The sequence below is a fragment of the Paenibacillus sp. RC67 genome, from assembly GCF_030020805.1.
Classification (GTDB): Bacteria; Bacillota; Bacilli; order Paenibacillales; family NBRC-103111; genus Paenibacillus_S.
Map to the genome: position 1 here is coordinate 507,633 of NZ_CP125098.1, position 16,868 is coordinate 524,500.

Annotated in this window: 12 protein-coding genes; 7 read left to right on the forward strand and 5 right to left on the reverse strand. The window is 48.7% G+C overall.

What is annotated here, in order from left to right; translation table 11 throughout:
- Positions 1–55: 55 nt before the first annotated feature.
- Positions 56–1,510 (forward strand): SulP family inorganic anion transporter, encoded by a 1,455-nt coding sequence (locus QMA13_RS02325; protein WP_282939276.1) that lies wholly within the window; start codon positions 56–58, stop codon positions 1,508–1,510.
- Positions 1,511–1,818: 308 nt separating this feature from the next.
- Here the strand turns inward: QMA13_RS02325 and QMA13_RS02330 are convergent, their stop codons facing one another.
- Positions 1,819–2,478: a thiamine diphosphokinase gene (locus QMA13_RS02330; RefSeq protein WP_282939277.1), complete on the reverse strand. Its 660-nt coding sequence runs from the start codon at positions 2,476–2,478 to the stop codon at positions 1,819–1,821.
- 338 nt (positions 2,479–2,816) lie between these two features.
- Here QMA13_RS02330 and QMA13_RS02335 point away from each other — a divergent pair, with 338 nt between their 5' ends.
- Together QMA13_RS02335 and QMA13_RS02340 are read left to right on the forward strand one after the other, a co-directional pair.
- Entirely contained in the window at positions 2,817–3,815 is a 999-nt protein-coding gene (locus QMA13_RS02335) for an SGNH/GDSL hydrolase family protein (protein ID WP_282939278.1), read from the forward strand.
- Positions 3,816–3,985: 170 nt separating this feature from the next.
- Positions 3,986–4,924, forward strand: coding sequence for an MBL fold metallo-hydrolase (locus tag QMA13_RS02340; protein ID WP_282939280.1), 939 nt, complete (start codon positions 3,986–3,988; stop codon positions 4,922–4,924).
- A 22-nt stretch (positions 4,925–4,946) separates the two neighbouring features.
- On the opposite strand, the gene QMA13_RS02345 is transcribed toward QMA13_RS02340, so the two are convergent.
- Positions 4,947–6,101 carry a virulence factor gene (locus QMA13_RS02345; protein WP_282939281.1) on the reverse strand — a complete coding sequence of 385 codons (1,155 nt, stop codon included), beginning with the start codon at positions 6,099–6,101 and terminating at the stop codon, positions 4,947–4,949.
- A gap of 400 nt (positions 6,102–6,501) precedes the next feature.
- On the opposite strand from QMA13_RS02345, the gene QMA13_RS02350 reads away from it, so the two are divergent.
- From QMA13_RS02350 to QMA13_RS02360, 3 genes are all read left to right on the forward strand, one after another.
- The gene (locus QMA13_RS02350) at positions 6,502–7,764 is read left to right on the forward strand and encodes an FG-GAP-like repeat-containing protein (RefSeq protein WP_282939283.1); all 1,263 of its coding nucleotides are present in this window, start codon (positions 6,502–6,504) and stop codon (positions 7,762–7,764) included.
- A 20-nt stretch (positions 7,765–7,784) separates the two neighbouring features.
- Positions 7,785–9,962: a glycoside hydrolase family 88/105 protein gene (locus tag QMA13_RS02355; protein ID WP_282939284.1), complete on the forward strand. Its 2,178-nt coding sequence runs from the start codon at positions 7,785–7,787 to the stop codon at positions 9,960–9,962.
- A gap of 261 nt (positions 9,963–10,223) precedes the next feature.
- The gene (locus QMA13_RS02360) at positions 10,224–11,561 is read left to right on the forward strand and encodes an ABC transporter substrate-binding protein (protein ID WP_282939285.1); all 1,338 of its coding nucleotides are present in this window, start codon (positions 10,224–10,226) and stop codon (positions 11,559–11,561) included.
- A gap of 75 nt (positions 11,562–11,636) precedes the next feature.
- Here the strand turns inward: QMA13_RS02360 and QMA13_RS02365 are convergent, their stop codons facing one another.
- From QMA13_RS02365 to QMA13_RS02375, 3 genes are all read right to left on the reverse strand, one after another.
- Positions 11,637–12,227, reverse strand: a complete 591-nt coding sequence (locus tag QMA13_RS02365; protein WP_282939286.1) for a guanylate kinase — start codon at positions 12,225–12,227, stop codon at positions 11,637–11,639.
- Between the two features lie 127 nt (positions 12,228–12,354).
- Positions 12,355–14,292 carry a DEAD/DEAH box helicase gene (locus tag QMA13_RS02370; protein WP_282939287.1) on the reverse strand — a complete coding sequence of 646 codons (1,938 nt, stop codon included), beginning with the start codon at positions 14,290–14,292 and terminating at the stop codon, positions 12,355–12,357.
- Positions 14,293–14,722: 430 nt separating this feature from the next.
- Positions 14,723–15,421 carry a YhcN/YlaJ family sporulation lipoprotein gene (locus tag QMA13_RS02375; RefSeq protein ID WP_282939288.1) on the reverse strand — a complete coding sequence of 233 codons (699 nt, stop codon included), beginning with the start codon at positions 15,419–15,421 and terminating at the stop codon, positions 14,723–14,725.
- A 381-nt stretch (positions 15,422–15,802) separates the two neighbouring features.
- Between QMA13_RS02375 and coxB the strand changes: the two genes are divergently transcribed.
- On the forward strand, positions 15,803–16,804 hold the full coding sequence (coxB, locus tag QMA13_RS02380) for a cytochrome c oxidase subunit II (RefSeq protein WP_282939290.1): 1,002 nt from the start codon (positions 15,803–15,805) through the stop codon (positions 16,802–16,804).
- Positions 16,805–16,868: the final 64 nt, after the last annotated feature.

A 16,868-nucleotide genomic window follows, 5' to 3' on the forward strand; every position in this document is an offset into this window, starting at 1 on the left:
AATCCTGAGAGTGGAGCGCCAATAGAGAGATGAACAGAATAGGAGAGGATTTTTCTTGTTTTTTGAACGATTGAAACAAGGCTATTTTGGTAATGTCCGCAATGATATTTTATCGGGGTTGACGGTTGCTTTTGCCTTAATACCGGAAGCAATCGCGTTCTCCATAATGGCGGGCGTAGACCCGATGGTGGGCTTGTATGCTTCCTTCACGATTGCCGTGACGATATCTATCGTAGGCGGGCGGCCTGGTATGATCTCCGCTGCGACGGGAGCGATGGCTTCTTTAATGGGGCCGATTATCGTGAAATACGGCTTGGATTATTTGTTTGCGGCGACACTTTTGACAGGGATACTGCAGTGGATATTAGGGGCTTGCAAAGTAGGACGCTTTATTACCTTTGTCCCGCAATCGGTTATAGTCGGGTTCGTCAATGCTTTGGCTATCATTATTTTCATGGCTCAGCTTCCTAACTTCGTTGGAGCGACATGGGGGATGTATTTGATGGTTGCAGGAACGTTGGCCATTATTTATTTGCTGCCGCGCCTCACGAAGGCAGTTCCTTCTGCATTAGTCGCTATTATCATGATGACGATCATTACGATAGCAACGGGGGCTGACTTGCGGACGGTCGGAGACATGGGCGATATTCGCCAAGCGCTGCCGATGTTTCATCTTCCAGAAGTACCTCTAACGCTGGGTACGCTGCTCACATTGCTGCCTTATTCGTTGGCTCTGGCTGTTGTCGGGATGACGGAAACGCTGCTGACAGCAACGATTGTGGATGAAATGACGGAGACCAAGAGCAACAAAAACCGTGAAATTCGCGGTCAGGGCATTGCCAATATCGTCACAGGCTTCTTCGGCGGCATGGCAGGCTGTGCGATGATCGGACAAACGGTTATTAATGTTAAATCAGGTGGTAGGACGAGGCTGTCTACGTTGGTAGCGGGCATTTTTCTGTTATTTCTCATCATGGTGCTTGGTGACGTCGTGAAGCAGATTCCGATGGCTGCTCTTGTAGGGGTTATGTTCATGGTGTCGATTGGAACGTTCGACTGGAATTCCATTCGGACCATTGGAAAAATTCCACGTGGTGACGCCATCGTCATGGTGCTGACAGTTGCCATTGTTGTAGCGACCTCTGATTTGGCCATTGGTGTTGTTTCCGGGGTTATCCTGAGTGCGGTACATTTCGGCTGGAAAATGGCGCGTCTACGCTGCAGCACCTTCACGGATGAGAACGGACATAAGGTGTACGAAATTTCCGGACAGCTGTTTTTTGGGACGATGATGCATTTTGTGGACCTGTTTGATTATGCGTCAGACCCTGAACAAATCGTGATCGACATGAGCGCATCTCATGTATGGGACCATTCCGCTGTGACGGCGTTAACCAAGGTTACTCAGAAATATGCCGGACTGGGAAAAAAAGTCACGCTCACCGGTTTGAATTCGGAAAGCCGCAAAATTATTGAACGGATTGGGCTTTCCAACGGATCGGCTCATTAACGCCATGAATTAGTCATTTAAAACAATCTTGAAATAGTAACACACCAAGTGATAGGACAGGGCAGAATGAGAGGTTCAGCAGTAAGATGGGGTAGAAAAAGAGGTCCTTGTGAAGGAGCAAGGAATGTCAAGAGAAACCCATGTAACTTCGTAAGCGTACGCGGTATTCAGATGGGGTATCCTTCCTCAGGTATACCCCACCTGACACCTGCAGCTACCTTCGATTAATAAGTTTCATAGACTCAGCCCCTCATGAAGGGGTTCTTTTTGTACATAGGAGTAAAAGCGGCCAGCGCTATCTTGATAGCTTATTGCGGCGTATCGCTGCTCTGAATGACAATAAGCATTCCGGATGAAATCGTAATGACCCCAACAGGTTCTATGAGCACATTGCTGATGCCAAGAGATTGACCTATCGTCAAGGTTGCGTTGTGTAGAGGGTACTGAAATCCTTCGAGTGTAATCCCAGTCACATCTAGGCTCAGCGGGAGCAATGAGACGTGAGAGTATTGATTATTATGAATTTGCAGTGGACGTCTATTATCGGTCAATGTGATGCGATTATACGCATCGACAATGCTGCATAAGACACCTGCCTCCAGCCCTTTGCGCAGCAAATGGAGATTAGCCAGCGAATGGTCCCAGCGTGTGCCAAGGACGCCGCACAGTACGATTTCTGTCGGCTGCTGCTCTAATGCCCAGTTCATGGCCATTTCGGTGTCGGTCAAGTCCTTCATCACCGGATCGCAGGTTATGAATCGCTTACTATCACGCTCGATTCGAAGCGCCTCCTCCGGAGTAACCGAATCGAAATCTCCAAGAGCAAGGTCTGGCGTAAATCCATGCTGCAGCAGGAAAAGAGCTCCTTTGTCTGCTCCGACCAGCAGGTCTCCGGGCTGTATAAGCCTAAGCGCCCACGGACCGAGATTTCCTCCGGAAAAAATGATAATGCGAGAAGCGTCTGACATTGTACTCTGTTCCTTTCCTTTTACCTGCTTATAAGTCATTATATTGTAGCATATAAGGGAGAGCGTAAAGTACAGCCAAGAAACAATTTCAAGAGACCTTGGAAGCGGAAAAATTCTTATTGCAAGCGTGGATTATAGGATGAAGGAAGCCATGAGGCTGTCAAGCTTTTTGCGAGAATCCCTGAAATATCGGGCCTTCTTATTACGTTAGTAACAGGTGTACAGTTGGAATATTTCTATGATAATGTTAACGTGTGCAGATATTGAAATGGAAAACAATTTATAAGTATGCAAAAACCGTTTTTTTGATAAGGAATTCAATACTGGGGGAATAACGAATGAAAATGGAAGCTATTATCGCTCGTGGATTATTTGCTAACACGCTGCGTATTGAGCAGACAGGAGAAGAGTTGGTTCCGGTTCGATTCACAGAGAGCCAAATGAAATTATACAGCAAGGAGGAAAGATTTCATGTCCGCAGTCATTGTCCGGCGGGCATTTGCCTCGATTTCGTATCGGACACGACGTCTGTTGAGTTGAATTATACGTTGGGCAGCATGGTTCGTAAATGGGCCTATTTCGATATTTGGCTGAACGATGAAATGGTGGCAAGCCTGGGGTCGGACACTTTAGAGGAAGATCAAGGAAAGGTCTTTTATGAACTGGATACTGCGCTCCCGGTTGGCGAGCAAAGAAGATGGACGATTTACTTGCCGCAGAATGCGACGCTGACGTTTCATTCGCTGAAGCTCTCGGAAGGAGCAACCATCGAGGCGGCTAAGCCTCATCGACGCAATCTGCTTTGTTTGGGTGACTCCATTACTCAAGGGATGGATGCGAAGAAGCCGTCCTCTACTTATGCAGTATTGCTATCCCGAGCGCTGGAGATGAACCTTCTTAACCACGGGGTTGGCGGCTATGTGTTCGATGCGAACAGCCTGGATGAGAGCTTGCCGTACAAGCCGGATTTGATCACCATCGCCTACGGAACCAATGATTGGGGCAGGTTTGAAACATTGGACCTATTCCGCTACCATTGTGCTGAATTTATGTCTAAAGCAGCCAAGCTATATGCCGGTATTCCGATGTACGTACTAACTCCGTATTGGAGAGCTGATCAAAATAAGGAGGTTCCGATGGGAACGCTGCAGCAGCTCAGTGACATCCTGCGTGAAATAGGCGAAGCGTATCCGAATATAACGGTGGTGGACGGACAGAAGCTAATTCCACACTTACCGGCTTTATTCGGTGATGCTTATTTACATCCGAATGATGAAGGCTTTTTGCATATCGCCATGAATCTGTTTAAACAAATAGTTGCCAATGGGCATGGCTAAGGCAGTGTGCCTTCCTTGAACAAGGCCTTCTATGGAATACGGCTTGAGCGCGCTATAACCTGCATCTTTTGCGATGAGCCATCGTAAACGGTATAGTAGAATGAGAAATAGATGAATTGAAGAACTGATGAGGGTTCGGTAAAAGGGCAGAGAGTGGGGCGAGAGATTCCATGGCGGAGAAACGATATGAGAACATGAACGGCGTCAAAAACTTAAAAGGTTTCAAAGAGCTTCGTCAGTGGCAAAAGGAGCGGAAGGCGAAGGTAAAGGATTTGTCTTTTACGGTTCCTCCTGCCGAGCATAAACAGATTGATTATTTGCGCAGCAACCGTCAGGAGACGACGATGACATGGATCGGCCATTCCTCCTTCCTTATTCAGATCGGCGGGGTTAATATCTTAACCGATCCGGTGTGGGCCGAGCGAATGGGATTTGCCAAAAGGCTGGCTCCTCCGGGCTTGAGCTTGGCTGAGCTGCCTCCGATAGATGCCGTGCTGCTCTCGCACAGCCATTATGACCATATGGATTTACGCACGCTGCGAGCCTTCAAAGCGGCACGTTTGTTCGTGCCCGAAGGGCTCGGCGGCAAGCTGCGGGCGAAGGGCTTTGCCAGCGTAACGGAGCTGGGCTGGTGGGAGCACGTGCAGCTCGAGGGACTTGAGCTGCATTTTGTTCCGGCGCAGCACTGGACGCGCCGCACGCTGTGGGACACCAACCGCTCCCATTGGGGCGGTTGGGTCATACAGCCCGCGCAGCAGAGCGGTAAGCGCGAGGCGGTTTATTTTGCCGGGGATAGCGGCTACTTCCCCGGCTTCCGCCAGATCGGCGAGCGATTCGCGATCCGCTATGCTCTTATGCCCATCGGCGCTTATGAGCCGGAATGGTTCATGTCGATGCAGCACGTAACGCCTGAGGAGGCCGTGCAAGCATTCCTCGATGTGAAGGGGGACATCTTCGTCCCGATGCACTATGGCGCTTTCCGCCTTGCAGACGATACGCCGCGAGAAGCACTGGATCGACTTACCGCTGAGTGGCGGCGCAGAGAGCTACCGGAGCAGGCACTGCGTATTCTCCTGCACGGAGAGACAATAAAGCAAGAAACCCCCTAGGGCTACCCAGGGGGTTTCTTGCTCATTCCTTGCCTTCCTTGCGGCTTTCCGTCATTTGCTGCCAGACAGAACCCGCGGCTTCCTCACCGCGTTCTATTCGCTCCAGTGCAATTTTGGCTTGCAGCTGTACTTCAAACTCCGGATCGTTAGAAGCTAGGCGGAGAGCTTCTATGGCTGATTCGTCCCCCACCTCGTAGAGGAAGCGTGCGGCGCGCCAGCGGACGAGCTTGTTCTTATCGCTTAATGCTTGAATCATAGGCCCTATCGCTGCCGGATCTCCGAGATCCGACAAAGTATCGCCAGCTGTACGGCGAACCGCCGCTGTAGAGTCCTTCAGCGCCTGAAATAAATAAGGCAGTGCTTCGGTTTGGCGCAGATCCCCCAAGTAGACCACCGCGAGACGGCGGATGGAAGCATTGTCATCCATCAATGCCTTAGCAAGCACCGATAGCGCCTCGACGGACGGTTCGAATCTCTCCAGAGCAGCATAACGCTGCTTCCAATCCTCGGACTGGAGCTGCTCCTCTAGCTCAGACAAGGACAATGGAGCCGGGCGGGTTATAGATGAATTCTCCTGACCGGAGTCGCTTCCCTGTTCTTTAGCCAGCTTTACAAGCTCATCGAGCCTCTCCTGAGGATAAGAGGCTTCCAATTCACTCACAATTTCAGCTGCAATTTCTTCGAGTTCCCCGTAACGAACACCGAATTCCTCCAGCTTGCGTTCCCTGATCATGGAGGAGCCTGCCGCTTGCTGAACAGCCTCGCCGAATAGAGCAGGCAAAGCAGAGCGTACTTCTCTATCTCCGGTTTTGACACGTACCTGCATAGGAATTCCACGGTACATCTGGACAAGTACTTGCGCTTCCCCGTAGCTGGTCGTCGGGCTCACAGCTTGCTCAGCAGACTGGCCTTCGCTGCTATCCGTTAGCAGCAGCAGTCTGGCCGCTGCAAGAATGGCCGCCCAGTCAGCGCTAGGGGTACGGTCCAGAGCAATGAAGTCCGCCGTTCTGAACACGCTGCGTACTCCCTCTATTGCTAACAAGCCTTTGAGTGGTTCAGGCGCTTCCTCGGCTTGATTGGCTTTGTAAGTAAGCCGTACCCCTCTCGGCAGCACTTCATCCACATTCAGTTTCATGGAATTAGGACTTGGCGTAGGTTCTATAGAAATAAGCTTCATAAGGAATCCTCCGAAGGTTATAGTTGGTTGGTTCTCCCCTTCAGTTTAACTTATTTTGAGCTTTGATGCGAACGGACACCAGGTAACCTTTTTGACAGATCATCTTGAGGACCCAATTTTATTACGCTGGTCTAGAAGTAGAAATGATCCAAACTCCGGTTTTATATGAAAAGCCTTAATGAAACAAAAAAGTCCAAGCTTTATGCGGTGTAAGGCGGCTTAGATAGTCCTTTTAGCAAAAAAGTATGGTTGTAGATAAATGTTCAAGCTGGATATGATTAGGAGGGAGCTGAATTACAGGGGAAACGTCTAGCTAAGGAGCGGGTAGTTTGTTTTTATCGCTATGATTCATAGCTAATAACAAAAGACCCAAACGATGTAACGGAAGGCAGGGGGAAAGATGAGAGCGGTAAACGCTGATTTATTTTTATTAAGCGAGTTGGATATCAGTGCAGCAGGTCCGCGATGCAAAATGCTGCTGGGGGATCTTGACGGAGACGGCAGGATGGAAATTGTGATGGTACAGCCGGATCATCGTCAGGATGTACGATACATTCCCCATCAAGTTCAGTGTATAACGGTGTTTGATCTTCAGGGCAAGCTGCTGTGGCAAACAGGTACGCCTGACACCGAAGCGGGAGGGCCTGGCTCGGATTATCCGGCTCAAATTTACGATTTGGATGGTGATGGGCACCTTGAGGTGCTTTGCGTCATGAACGGTCGGTTCCACATTCTCGACGGACAGACCGGAAAAGTGAAGCGGAGCTTTGAACTTCCAGATCCGCAAGCTCACGACTGCATTATGATTGCCAATCTCACGGGAGGGAAAAGACCAAGTGATCTCATCCTGAAGGATCGATATCACCGCATGTGGGCTCTGAACTCGGAGTTTGAGCTTCTGTGGACCCATACCGGCAATCCGGGTCACTTCCCGTGGCCAGTCGACCTGGATGGCGATGGATACGATGAAGTTATGGCAGGCTATGATCTGCTTGATCATCAAGGCAAGCTGCTGTGGAGCTGTCGTGATCTGGACGATCATGCCGATTGCATCTGGGTTGGAGATGTGAACGACGATGGACAACCGGAGCTGGTCATCGGTGGAAGTGTAACGGTAATGTACGATTCACGCGGCCAAGAGCTATGGCGTTATGACGGATCTATAGAATCGCAGCATGTAGCGTTAGGCAAATTCCGTAATGACCTTCCCGGATTGCAGGTTGCTGGACTTGACCGCATTGTAAGAGGGGATGGAGCAGGCAAACGCAAAGGGAAAGATGGGATGTTTCTTCTCGATGCCGAAGGGCAAGAAGTGTGGAAGGAAGATCGGAAGACAGACGGATGGCTGACTATTATTGAAACGGTAAGCCGATGGGACGATAGCCGTTTGGATTACATATTGGCTTATAGAAGGGGCGGCGGTGTTCTTCCTGCTTTATATGATGGGCATATGAACATTGTCGTTCAATTCCCGACGGACGGGTATGTGACGCATGCAGATTTGCTTGGCTCAAGTAATGAACAAATCGTTATCTATGATAACGATAAGGCCTCCATTTATTCAAAAGGCAATTACGATGTGGCTGTATCAGCATCAGGCCATGCTTTGCCGCAAAGCAAAAGATTGTATCATTCCACGCTTTATCCCGGTGGGGAAATCTAACGGTGAGATGAGGTACCTTTATGACCTATTTTCATGAACGCGAGTCGATAGCCAAGGGCGCTGATGTACTGATCGAGGATGTGTTGACGACGGTGACTAACCGGTTTATCGGTTCTCATCCGAGGAAGGCTCCGTTGTTTCGCACTTTTAATCGAGGTGGATTTTTAAGAAGGTCGGACTATCGATATGAGATGAATTTGCACGAAAAATTCCCGGATATGCCGGTGGGAAGCTTCGTCTACGTTTGGGGCAAATTGTGGATGGAGCAGGAGAACGATCTTCCTTTTCGGGTGAGCTGTTACGGACCTGTTCGAGTCTATATTAATGGAGAGAAAAAATTTCAATCCAATATCAATCAAGATGTTTTCCCAGAGCTCAAGACGGATTTCCGTGCAAAGCTATCCCAGGGCTGGAACCACTTTGTCATCGAGTTTGAAAAAACGGGTACCGGTTGCGGCGCCAGATTCGGTACAGGTTCTGCCAAAGGGTTCCCGCTGCATTTTCTGGCACCATCGGCCGAGAGGGAAGGGCAGGAGGGCTGGATATACAGCGGGCCTCAAAGCGAGAGATGGTCCGTCTCCAGCTTGCCCCGAGCGGAAGCAACAGAAGCGGGCACAGGGTTTCAGTGGCTCCCCCGTAACCAATGGTCGGAAGAGGACTCGAATCGGGGCAGCTTCTCACGTATATTCGGAAATGCAATGGGACAGCAGGCTTTCGCATGGTCCAAGCTGCATAACAAGGACTATAAGCCACAGCAGCTTACACTGCAAGGAAAGCATCAGGGCCCATGGGCACTTTATATGAATGGGGAGCTTATCCATCAGGGAAGTGAGGATAGCGGCAGCTTTGAACTCCCGTTATCTCTTTCACCCGGAACCCACGATCTTGTAGTGAAGTCGACATGCACATCGAGTGAATGGGGCGTTCAATGGGAGGAGTTAAGTGAGGGAGCTATTCAATGGACTTCGCCACATCCTATAGAGGGATTAACGGATACATGGCTTTACTTAGGGCCATTCTCTGTATCCTCTGCTCCTGCTGCGGGTGATACGGCAAGGCTCGACAAAGTATTTGGGCCGGAAGGCGAAGAAACGTACTGGCGTGCGGATCAACCGGATACTTGGGTAAGACCTTATTTGGAGAATACCATGTTCGGAAAATGGAATTATCCGCTCGGTGTCACCCTGTACGGTATTTTGCAGACAGGCAGGGAGTTGGCCTGCAATCCATACATCGATTATGTGGCCGACCACATAGAGCAGTGTACCTCATACAATGAATACGCTCATTGGGACAGCCGACAATATGGAGCTCCGGGTTTGAACAGTCAGCTGACGCTTATTGATAGTCTGGACGATTGCGGATCTTTCGGTGCTACCATGCTGCAGGCCAATAAAGAACGCGAGCTGCAAGGGGCGCGAGGGGCGGCAGATCAAATTGCCCACTACATAACCAACGTGCAGGACAGGCTGGATGACGGCTGCTTATATCGGGTACGGGGTACGGTCGATTTTATGAAGGATACGATTTGGTGCGACGACTTGTACATGAGCACCCCATTCTTGTGCAGGTACTATGAGCTGACGAAGGATATTTCCTATTTGGATGATGCCGCGAAACAGTTTCTACTATATAAAAGCAAGCTGTTCATGCCCGAGAAGCAAATTATGCATCATGTCTATGATATGAAGTTCAATAAGACCAATGGTGTGCCTTGGGGAAGGGGGAACGGCTGGGTGCTGTTCTCGCTGACGGAGCTGTTATCGGTAATGCCTGAAGATCATGGACTTCGGGAGGAGCTGATAAGCTTCTTGCAGGAGCTGTGTGAAGGTTATTTGCGCTTGCAGGGAGTTCGGGGCTTATGGCATCAAGTATTGACTGATCCGGAATCCTACGATGAAGCCTCCTGCACATCCATGTTCATGTATGCTTTTGCTCGTGCGGTACGTTTTGGATGGATAACGAATCCGGAGCCTTACATTCAAGCAGTATTTAAGGGCTGGGACGGTCTGGCCGCCACTTGCATCGATAAGTACGGCAATATTTACGGCGTATGCCGGGGATCGGGCTATTCTTACTCTCCATTATATTATAAGGATCAATTATCCTGGTTGTTAAACGATACTCATGGGATCGGAATTGTGCTGCTAGCCGGGATTGAGACCCTAAGGTTGCGCAAATTTCTTGCCGCACAGTAGTTTATATCATAAGCCAAAAAGGAGTTGAGCAAATGCTCAGCTCTTTTTTGCGTGTTTGAATTATATGTAAAAGTTATCAACATATTGTAAGCTTCGCTTAGGATAGCGCAGCAACATTTAATACGAATACAACAACACAAATGTTGGAAATGTGCTGATATAATAGATTTGCAAGCGATTACATATGTCGCTGTACTCCGGTGTGAAAGCATCGATGGTTTGGGAATGACACATCACATTTCTTCAGGAGGGGTTACAGTAATGAAAATGAGTAAGGTGGTTCCTTTTCTAGCTTTAAGTATGTTGGTCACGGCATGCTCTGGCGGCCAGGGGGGCTCTGGCGGTAAATCCAGCGAATCGGGAAAAGCAAACGAACCGCAAAATAGAGAACCGGTTGAACTTGTTTTTTCCTCGGAATTAGGTAAGACGCCGGAGGATTTCGAGAAAGAAATCGGGGATCCCATTAGGAAAAAATTCCCTTGGATTACAGTAAAATATATTGAACGCGGTAAAGGCAGCAACCTTGAGGATCTTGTTACGGCAGGAACGACACCGGATATTTTCTGGTACGTTTATAACCGTTACCCGAATTTGATTCAAGGATTAGGTCTTGATTACGATATGTCGGACTTGATCAAAAAGAATAAATACGATACGAGCCGTCTGGACCCTGCTTCATTAAAAGCACTGGATCAATACACTGGCGGTAAGGGCATCTATGGTCTTCCTTTCGTAGCTAGCACTTCCGTTATGTATTATAACAAAGATGTGTTCGATAAGTTCGGAATGCCGTATCCGAAAGACGGAATGACTTGGGATGAAGTATACGATTTGGCGACGAAAATGACACGGCAAGTCGACGGAACAAAATATCGCGGTTTATCGACATTCCACGGATATTTGTTAAGGGAAAATCCATACGGTTTAAGACCGCTTGATCCGACTACGGGAAAAGCAAGCCTGAACACCGAAGAGTGGAAGAAGCTGTATCAAAATCTGGTCCGTATTTATCAAATCCCTGGCAACAACAGACCTAATTCAAGATCGACGAATCCGGAGCTTCAGGCGTTCGCTAAGGAGCAGACGATTGCGATGGCTGTTATCAACAATGACTTGAATCACGTAAAGTTAATACCGGAAGGCATGAATTGGGATGTCGTTTCGATGCCTACTTTTGCCGATAAACCTAAAATCGCCGATCAACCGTCACCTTGGATGTATAGTATTATGAAAACAAGCCAGCACAAGGAAGCGGCCTTTGAAGTATTGTCCTATTTGACATCGGATGAATTCTTCATGACGGAATCTAAGCGCGGCGTACGTACTCCAACGACGAATGATGCGATTAAGAAAGCATTCGGCTCCGATTCACCGTTAATGGGTGGTAAAAATGTAGGCGCTTACTATTACAATCAATCTGCTCCGACCCCTGGATCCGGTGGTGCTCCTGAGTTGATGTCACTAATCCCTACAGGTGCTGATGCCGTTGTTAATAATAAGCTTCTGGATGTTATTCTGGATGGCAAGGATATTAATACGGCGCTTCGAGAAGGCGATGAAGAGATCACTAAGTTAATCGAAGGCTTAAAGAAAAAATAATAATGAAGGTACAAAAAGAGTCCGGCTTTTTCAAGCGGGACTCTTTTTTGTACCTATTATATCGGATGAGCTGTGTTAGTCTTTATCGACCAAATTGCGGTGCAAGTAGTTGTCATCCAAAGTCTTCGTAAGATCGAATACCGTATGAGCCAAATCAAGATTTTCGAAAATGTGCTCGCATTGGTCCTTGTACGCCATTTCCTCATCATAATGAGATGTATAACGTTGGATTAATTCCGGAGAATCTCCACGATCTTCCTCACGTTTTACAATGGTTTTCAAATCGGCATGAATGAAGATCCGCACGGCTTTATTGCCATACAGCTTCTTAAGCGACTCGGCCCCAAAACGGTTAAGAACCAGATAAATCGCGCCATACTTATCAAGCATTTGGGCGACATCCTTTTCTTTAACGCCATAACGGTTGCCATCCATTTCGATGACTTCCACAAACTCGTTATTGTTTTCCGCCTCAAGAAAGGTATCTAGAGATACAAAATGGTAATCCTGTCCGTCGAACTCGGAGGAACGAGGGGCCCGTGTTGTATACGAAATGACCTTCTTCATTCCGAGTGTCTCGCCTGACATCTGAGCTACAGTTTTGCGTCCGGCACCATTAGGTCCCGTAAAAATAAAGATAAAATCCTTATCCCTTAGTTCGTACATAGAAACCCCTCCTTGGTTTTGGAAGTTCCTTGCCGACTTACCGTATACCTTATTTTACATGTTTTCCATGCCAAGGTAAAGGCTTATGCATTTTAACAAACAAGTTATACGGTGAACCTACGGGATTTTAGCGTCCGCGGCGTCCACGAGCGCTAGTGTCGTTACGTCCGGTACGTGGACTGCTGCTTGATTGTCCGCTACGCTGTTTATCGCCGCGCCCACGAGCTTGCTGCCCAGCACGGTCGTTACCCGCGTTCCAGGAACGCTGTGCACCGCCCGCTGACTGAGCTCTTTCGCCACGCCCGCGAGTATGCTGCCCGCCGCGCTCGCCGCTAGCGTTCCAATCGCGCTGCTCGCGTCCCGCCGTTTGAGCTCTGTCGCCACGCCCACGCGCCTGCTGTCCGCCGCGCTCACCGCCAGCGTTCCAATCGCGCTGCTCGCGTCCCGCAGACTGGGCTCTGTCGCCACGCCCACGTGCCTGCTGTCCACCGCGCTCGCCGCCAGCGTTCCAATCGCGCTGCTCGCGTCCCGCTGTCTGAGCTCTGTCACCACGCCCGCGCGCCTGCTGTCCGCTGCGTTCTCCGCCAGCGTTCCAATCGCGTTGCTCGCGTCCCGCCGTCTGAGCTCTGTCGCCGCGCCCGCGCGCCTGCTGTCCGCTGCGTTCTCCGCCAGCGTTCCAATCGCGCTGCTCGCGTCCCGCAGACTGAGCTCTGTCGCCGCGCCCGCGCGCCTGCTGTCCGCTGCGTTCTCCGCCAGCGTTCCAATCGCGCTGCTCGCGTCCCGCAGACTGAGCTCTGTCGCCGCGCCCACGTCCGCCGCTAGCTTTAACTTGGCGTGAGCCGCCGCGTCTTTCACCCCTGCGTGGCTCCGCTGTCCGCCCGCGTCCTGATTCTTCGCGCTCGCTTCCTTTGCGTGGACCGCTAGTTCTTGCTTCGCTCAGCTCGCCGTCCGCTTTCACTGTCCGCCTTGGCAGTTCGGCATTTATGCCTCTTTCAATTGCCTCAAGTGTTCCTTGATCCCGTTGTGCAACCATCGTAATGGCCATACCACGTTGGCCTGCGCGTCCCGTCCGCCCGATTCGATGAATATAGCCTTCGACATCGTGAGGCATATCGTAGTTGAACACATGAGTAATGCCTTCAACATCCAAGCCGCGTGCTGCAATGTCCGTAGCTACAAGAAGCTGGATTTTGGCTTCGCGGAATCGTTTCATAACCTGTTCCCGTTTGGCTTGAGTGAGATCGCCGTGCAGCTCGTCAGAGGCATAGCCTAGATCCTGCAAAGCTTCATTCAACTTGGAGGCACGAAGTTTGGTCCGGCAGAAGATCATGGCCAAATAAGGCTGATATTCGTCGATCAGACGAACCAGTGCGTCCTGCTTGCCGCGGTCTGTCGTTTTGATGGCAATTTGCTCGATTTCGGTTAGCGTAACCTGCTTGGTTTTTACCTTGATTTCCTGTGGATCTCTCATATAGCTTTTTGCCAGATTGCGAATAGGCCCTGGCATCGTAGCTGAGAACAGCAAGGTTTGTCTTTTCGGGGATGTCTGTACGATGATTTCCTCAACTTCCTTCAGAAAACCCATGTGCAGCATTTGATCCGCTTCATCAAGAACCAAGGTGGATAGACGCTGCAGTTGTACCGTTTCTCTGCGCAAATGGTCAAGCAAACGGCCTGGCGTTGCAATGATCATATGGACAGTGCCTTCGAGCTTTTTCAATTGCCGCTCGACATCTTGTCCACCATATGCGGCTAGGACACGAACACCCTTAACCGGCGCCCATTTCTGCACCTCACCTGCGATTTGAATAGCCAGCTCACGGGTAGGCGTTACGATCAGAGCTTGAGTGAAGTTTTTCTTAGGGTCAATACGCTCTAGGATCGGCAGAACGAAGGCTAACGTTTTACCGGTTCCTGTCTGTGCTTGAGCGATAACATCTTCACCTGCGAGCACAACAGGAATAGATTCCTGCTGAATCGGCGTAGGTTCCGTATACCCTTGATTGCTCAAGGCTTCCACAATCTCTTCACTAATGCCTAGTGAGGCAAATAAATTGGTTTTCATTATAGATTGTCTCCTTATCTTCCAGTTCATTCATCATAAGTCTGTTCCCTAACCGTCTCAAACGGAGATTTATCCTTATCAATAAGCAGCAGCCAAAAATTTCTCTTCTATAATAGGATGCGAGCCGTTCAAGATCTTAGGCCGTTCAAACGAGATCGACCGCAAGACAAGATACGTTGAACAGACTTGTGGCGTCTACATGCATTCTACAGGAAGCCGTAGGAAAAAGAAACCGACGTTATTCCTTTTCATCACAAAAATAATCGCTATATACGACTTCCTTAGCTTATGGCTCAAAAAAGGGATTATTACCAGTATCGGTTACATGCGATTATATATTCTTTGCAGCTCAAAAACCCCGAGTTTCTTCATATATAATATGAAGCGATACTCAGGGCGAATCATGAGGCTTATAGTCGAAGGTTGCGGATTAGTTTTCAGTGCTTGTCGGATGAGTGGGCTGCGTTCCGAAAATATCCTCGGACATAGCGTCGAATTGAGGAAGAAACGGCTTCAAATCTTGCCCCTTCCAAGCCTCTTGGGCCATTCGGTTCATTTCATTAATAAAGTTACGATTAGCCGATATATATACATCCGATACGGTTGGCTGAAGGGAACGAATTTTCTCGGCGATTTTTTGCTTGAACAGATGACTTAAATGGGCATGGTTTTTCACTGTTTCGTAAGAGTTGGTTCCGGTCGCCAGTTTCTTTGGATCCGCATAATCGTTAAATGGGGTAGCAGGGTTGTATAAGCCACGCACCGTACCTGCATTATTCGTTTCTTGGCCGGAAAGTCCGCTGCGTGTCCCGGTTGCTGACTTATCAATGGTGATGGCAACATAAGCGGTGTTGTCGGCGAGCATCACAATGGCGCTGTTGACTCCATCCATCGCTGCTATCTGATCCGACAAGAACTGATTCATTTCTAGACTGGAGTGTTTGTGAGATACAATGGCATATTGCTGTTGCGTTTGATAGGCCCGGGTGGTGTCTTGTCTAGGGGCATCTCGCTTACTTCCGAAGTTGTTGGCGCTGTTGTAATCATAAGTTGAGAAGCATCCGCTAAGGAGAATGAGGGAGCTTGTACAAACAGCCGCCCAGGTAAGCCGTAGATGGAACATCATCATAACCTCCTCATAAGTTTTGCAATGTAAGCATAAATTGGGGGCACTGTTGAGAAAACTGATTCACATAGCGGTTCGTATTGCGAAATGAAAAATGAGTTTCTTCTACATTAGAATCCGTTAATTCGGGAGAAATATGCGTTATTCGACAAAAGGTGTTGAGATGCATAAAAGCCCTGAATTATGGAAATAAAACAAGAGAGGCAAAGGAGAAAAACCAATGAAAATGCTATGAAAATGGCTGTTTGAGAACAATTTGTGAACTTCTTCAGATTCATTGACAAAAAAGTGGTACGAATTTATAGTTAATATGGTGATTAGGTTCATTGACAATATATGACCTTTTGTTCGAAAAATATTAGCTTTAGAGGTGGGATTGATAAGATGAATCGATGGCAAAATCTGTGGCGTTTCATCCCTCTTTTCGGGTTGATGATGTTGCTTCTGACGGGGTGTGGAGACGATAGGATTTCCGCCTTGAGGCCAAGAGGTCCGGTAGCCAGAGACCAGCTGTTCTTGATGAAGCTGAGCTTGGGCATTATGATCTTGGTTGTCGTGGTTGTATTCGTAATCTACATTTACGTGTTAGTTCGCTTCCGGAAGAAGAAAGGCGATAAAGATATTATTCCGAAGCAAGTAGAAGGAAGCCATACGCTTGAAATCATTTGGACAGTGATTCCGATCATTTTGCTGCTCATTTTGGCGGTGCCAACAGTGAGCTATACGGTGAAATTGGCGGAGAATCACATCGGTGACAAAGATGCAGTACACGTTAAAGTAACCGCTCACCAATTCTGGTGGCAATTTGAGTATCCGGAACTTGGAATCGCTACAGCACAAGATCTGGTTATTCCTGCAGGCAAAAAAATTGCATTCGAGCTTACTTCTGCTGACGTACTTCACGCTTTCTGGGTACCTTCCCTGGGCGGTAAACAAGATACGAACGTAGGGATGACGAATGTATTCTATTTGGAAGCGGATGATGCAGATACCTTTATGGGTAAATGCGCCGAGCTCTGTGGAGCGTCCCATGCTCTGATGGACTTTAAAGTTGTGTCCAAATCAGAAGCGGACTTCAACAAATGGGTAGAAAAAATGAAAACTCCGGCTTCGATCCCTGCTGAGGCTAAGAACGGAGAGCAAGTCTTTAAAGATAACTGCTTGTCCTGTCACGCGGTTAACGCACAAGGACTGGGCTTTGGACCTAACTTGAACGGATTTGGAACTCGTGAAATGGTTGCAGGTATTCTGCCTCACGACGATGAAAGCATTAAAAAATGGATCAAAGATCCTCAATCGGTGAAACCGGGCAACAAAATGCCTCAAGTTCCATTGCAGGATAACCAAATCAACGACTTGGTTAAATATTTGAATTCATTGAGATAACGAACATCTTGGAACAAAGGAGGTTAATACGTTGGCTCACTCTCACAAAACAAAACATTACACC

Excerpts from the sequence above, each read along its gene's own strand:
- QMA13_RS02330 (WP_282939277.1), bottom strand. The coding sequence starts at position 2,478 with ATGTCAGACGCTTCTCGCATTATCATTTTTTCCGGAGGAAATCTCGGT.
- QMA13_RS02335 (WP_282939278.1), top strand. The coding sequence starts at position 2,817 with ATGAAAATGGAAGCTATTATCGCTCGTGGATTATTTGCTAACACGCTG.
- QMA13_RS02340 (WP_282939280.1), top strand. The coding sequence starts at position 3,986 with ATGGCGGAGAAACGATATGAGAACATGAACGGCGTCAAAAACTTAAAA.
- QMA13_RS02345 (WP_282939281.1), bottom strand. The coding sequence starts at position 6,101 with ATGAAGCTTATTTCTATAGAACCTACGCCAAGTCCTAATTCCATGAAA.
- QMA13_RS02350 (WP_282939283.1), top strand. The coding sequence starts at position 6,502 with ATGAGAGCGGTAAACGCTGATTTATTTTTATTAAGCGAGTTGGATATC.
- QMA13_RS02355 (WP_282939284.1), top strand. The coding sequence starts at position 7,785 with ATGACCTATTTTCATGAACGCGAGTCGATAGCCAAGGGCGCTGATGTA.
- QMA13_RS02360 (WP_282939285.1), top strand. The coding sequence starts at position 10,224 with ATGAAAATGAGTAAGGTGGTTCCTTTTCTAGCTTTAAGTATGTTGGTC.
- QMA13_RS02365 (WP_282939286.1), bottom strand. The coding sequence starts at position 12,227 with ATGTACGAACTAAGGGATAAGGATTTTATCTTTATTTTTACGGGACCT.
- QMA13_RS02370 (WP_282939287.1), bottom strand. The coding sequence starts at position 14,292 with ATGAAAACCAATTTATTTGCCTCACTAGGCATTAGTGAAGAGATTGTG.
- QMA13_RS02375 (WP_282939288.1), bottom strand. The coding sequence starts at position 15,421 with ATGATGATGTTCCATCTACGGCTTACCTGGGCGGCTGTTTGTACAAGC.
- coxB (WP_282939290.1), top strand. The coding sequence starts at position 15,803 with ATGAATCGATGGCAAAATCTGTGGCGTTTCATCCCTCTTTTCGGGTTG.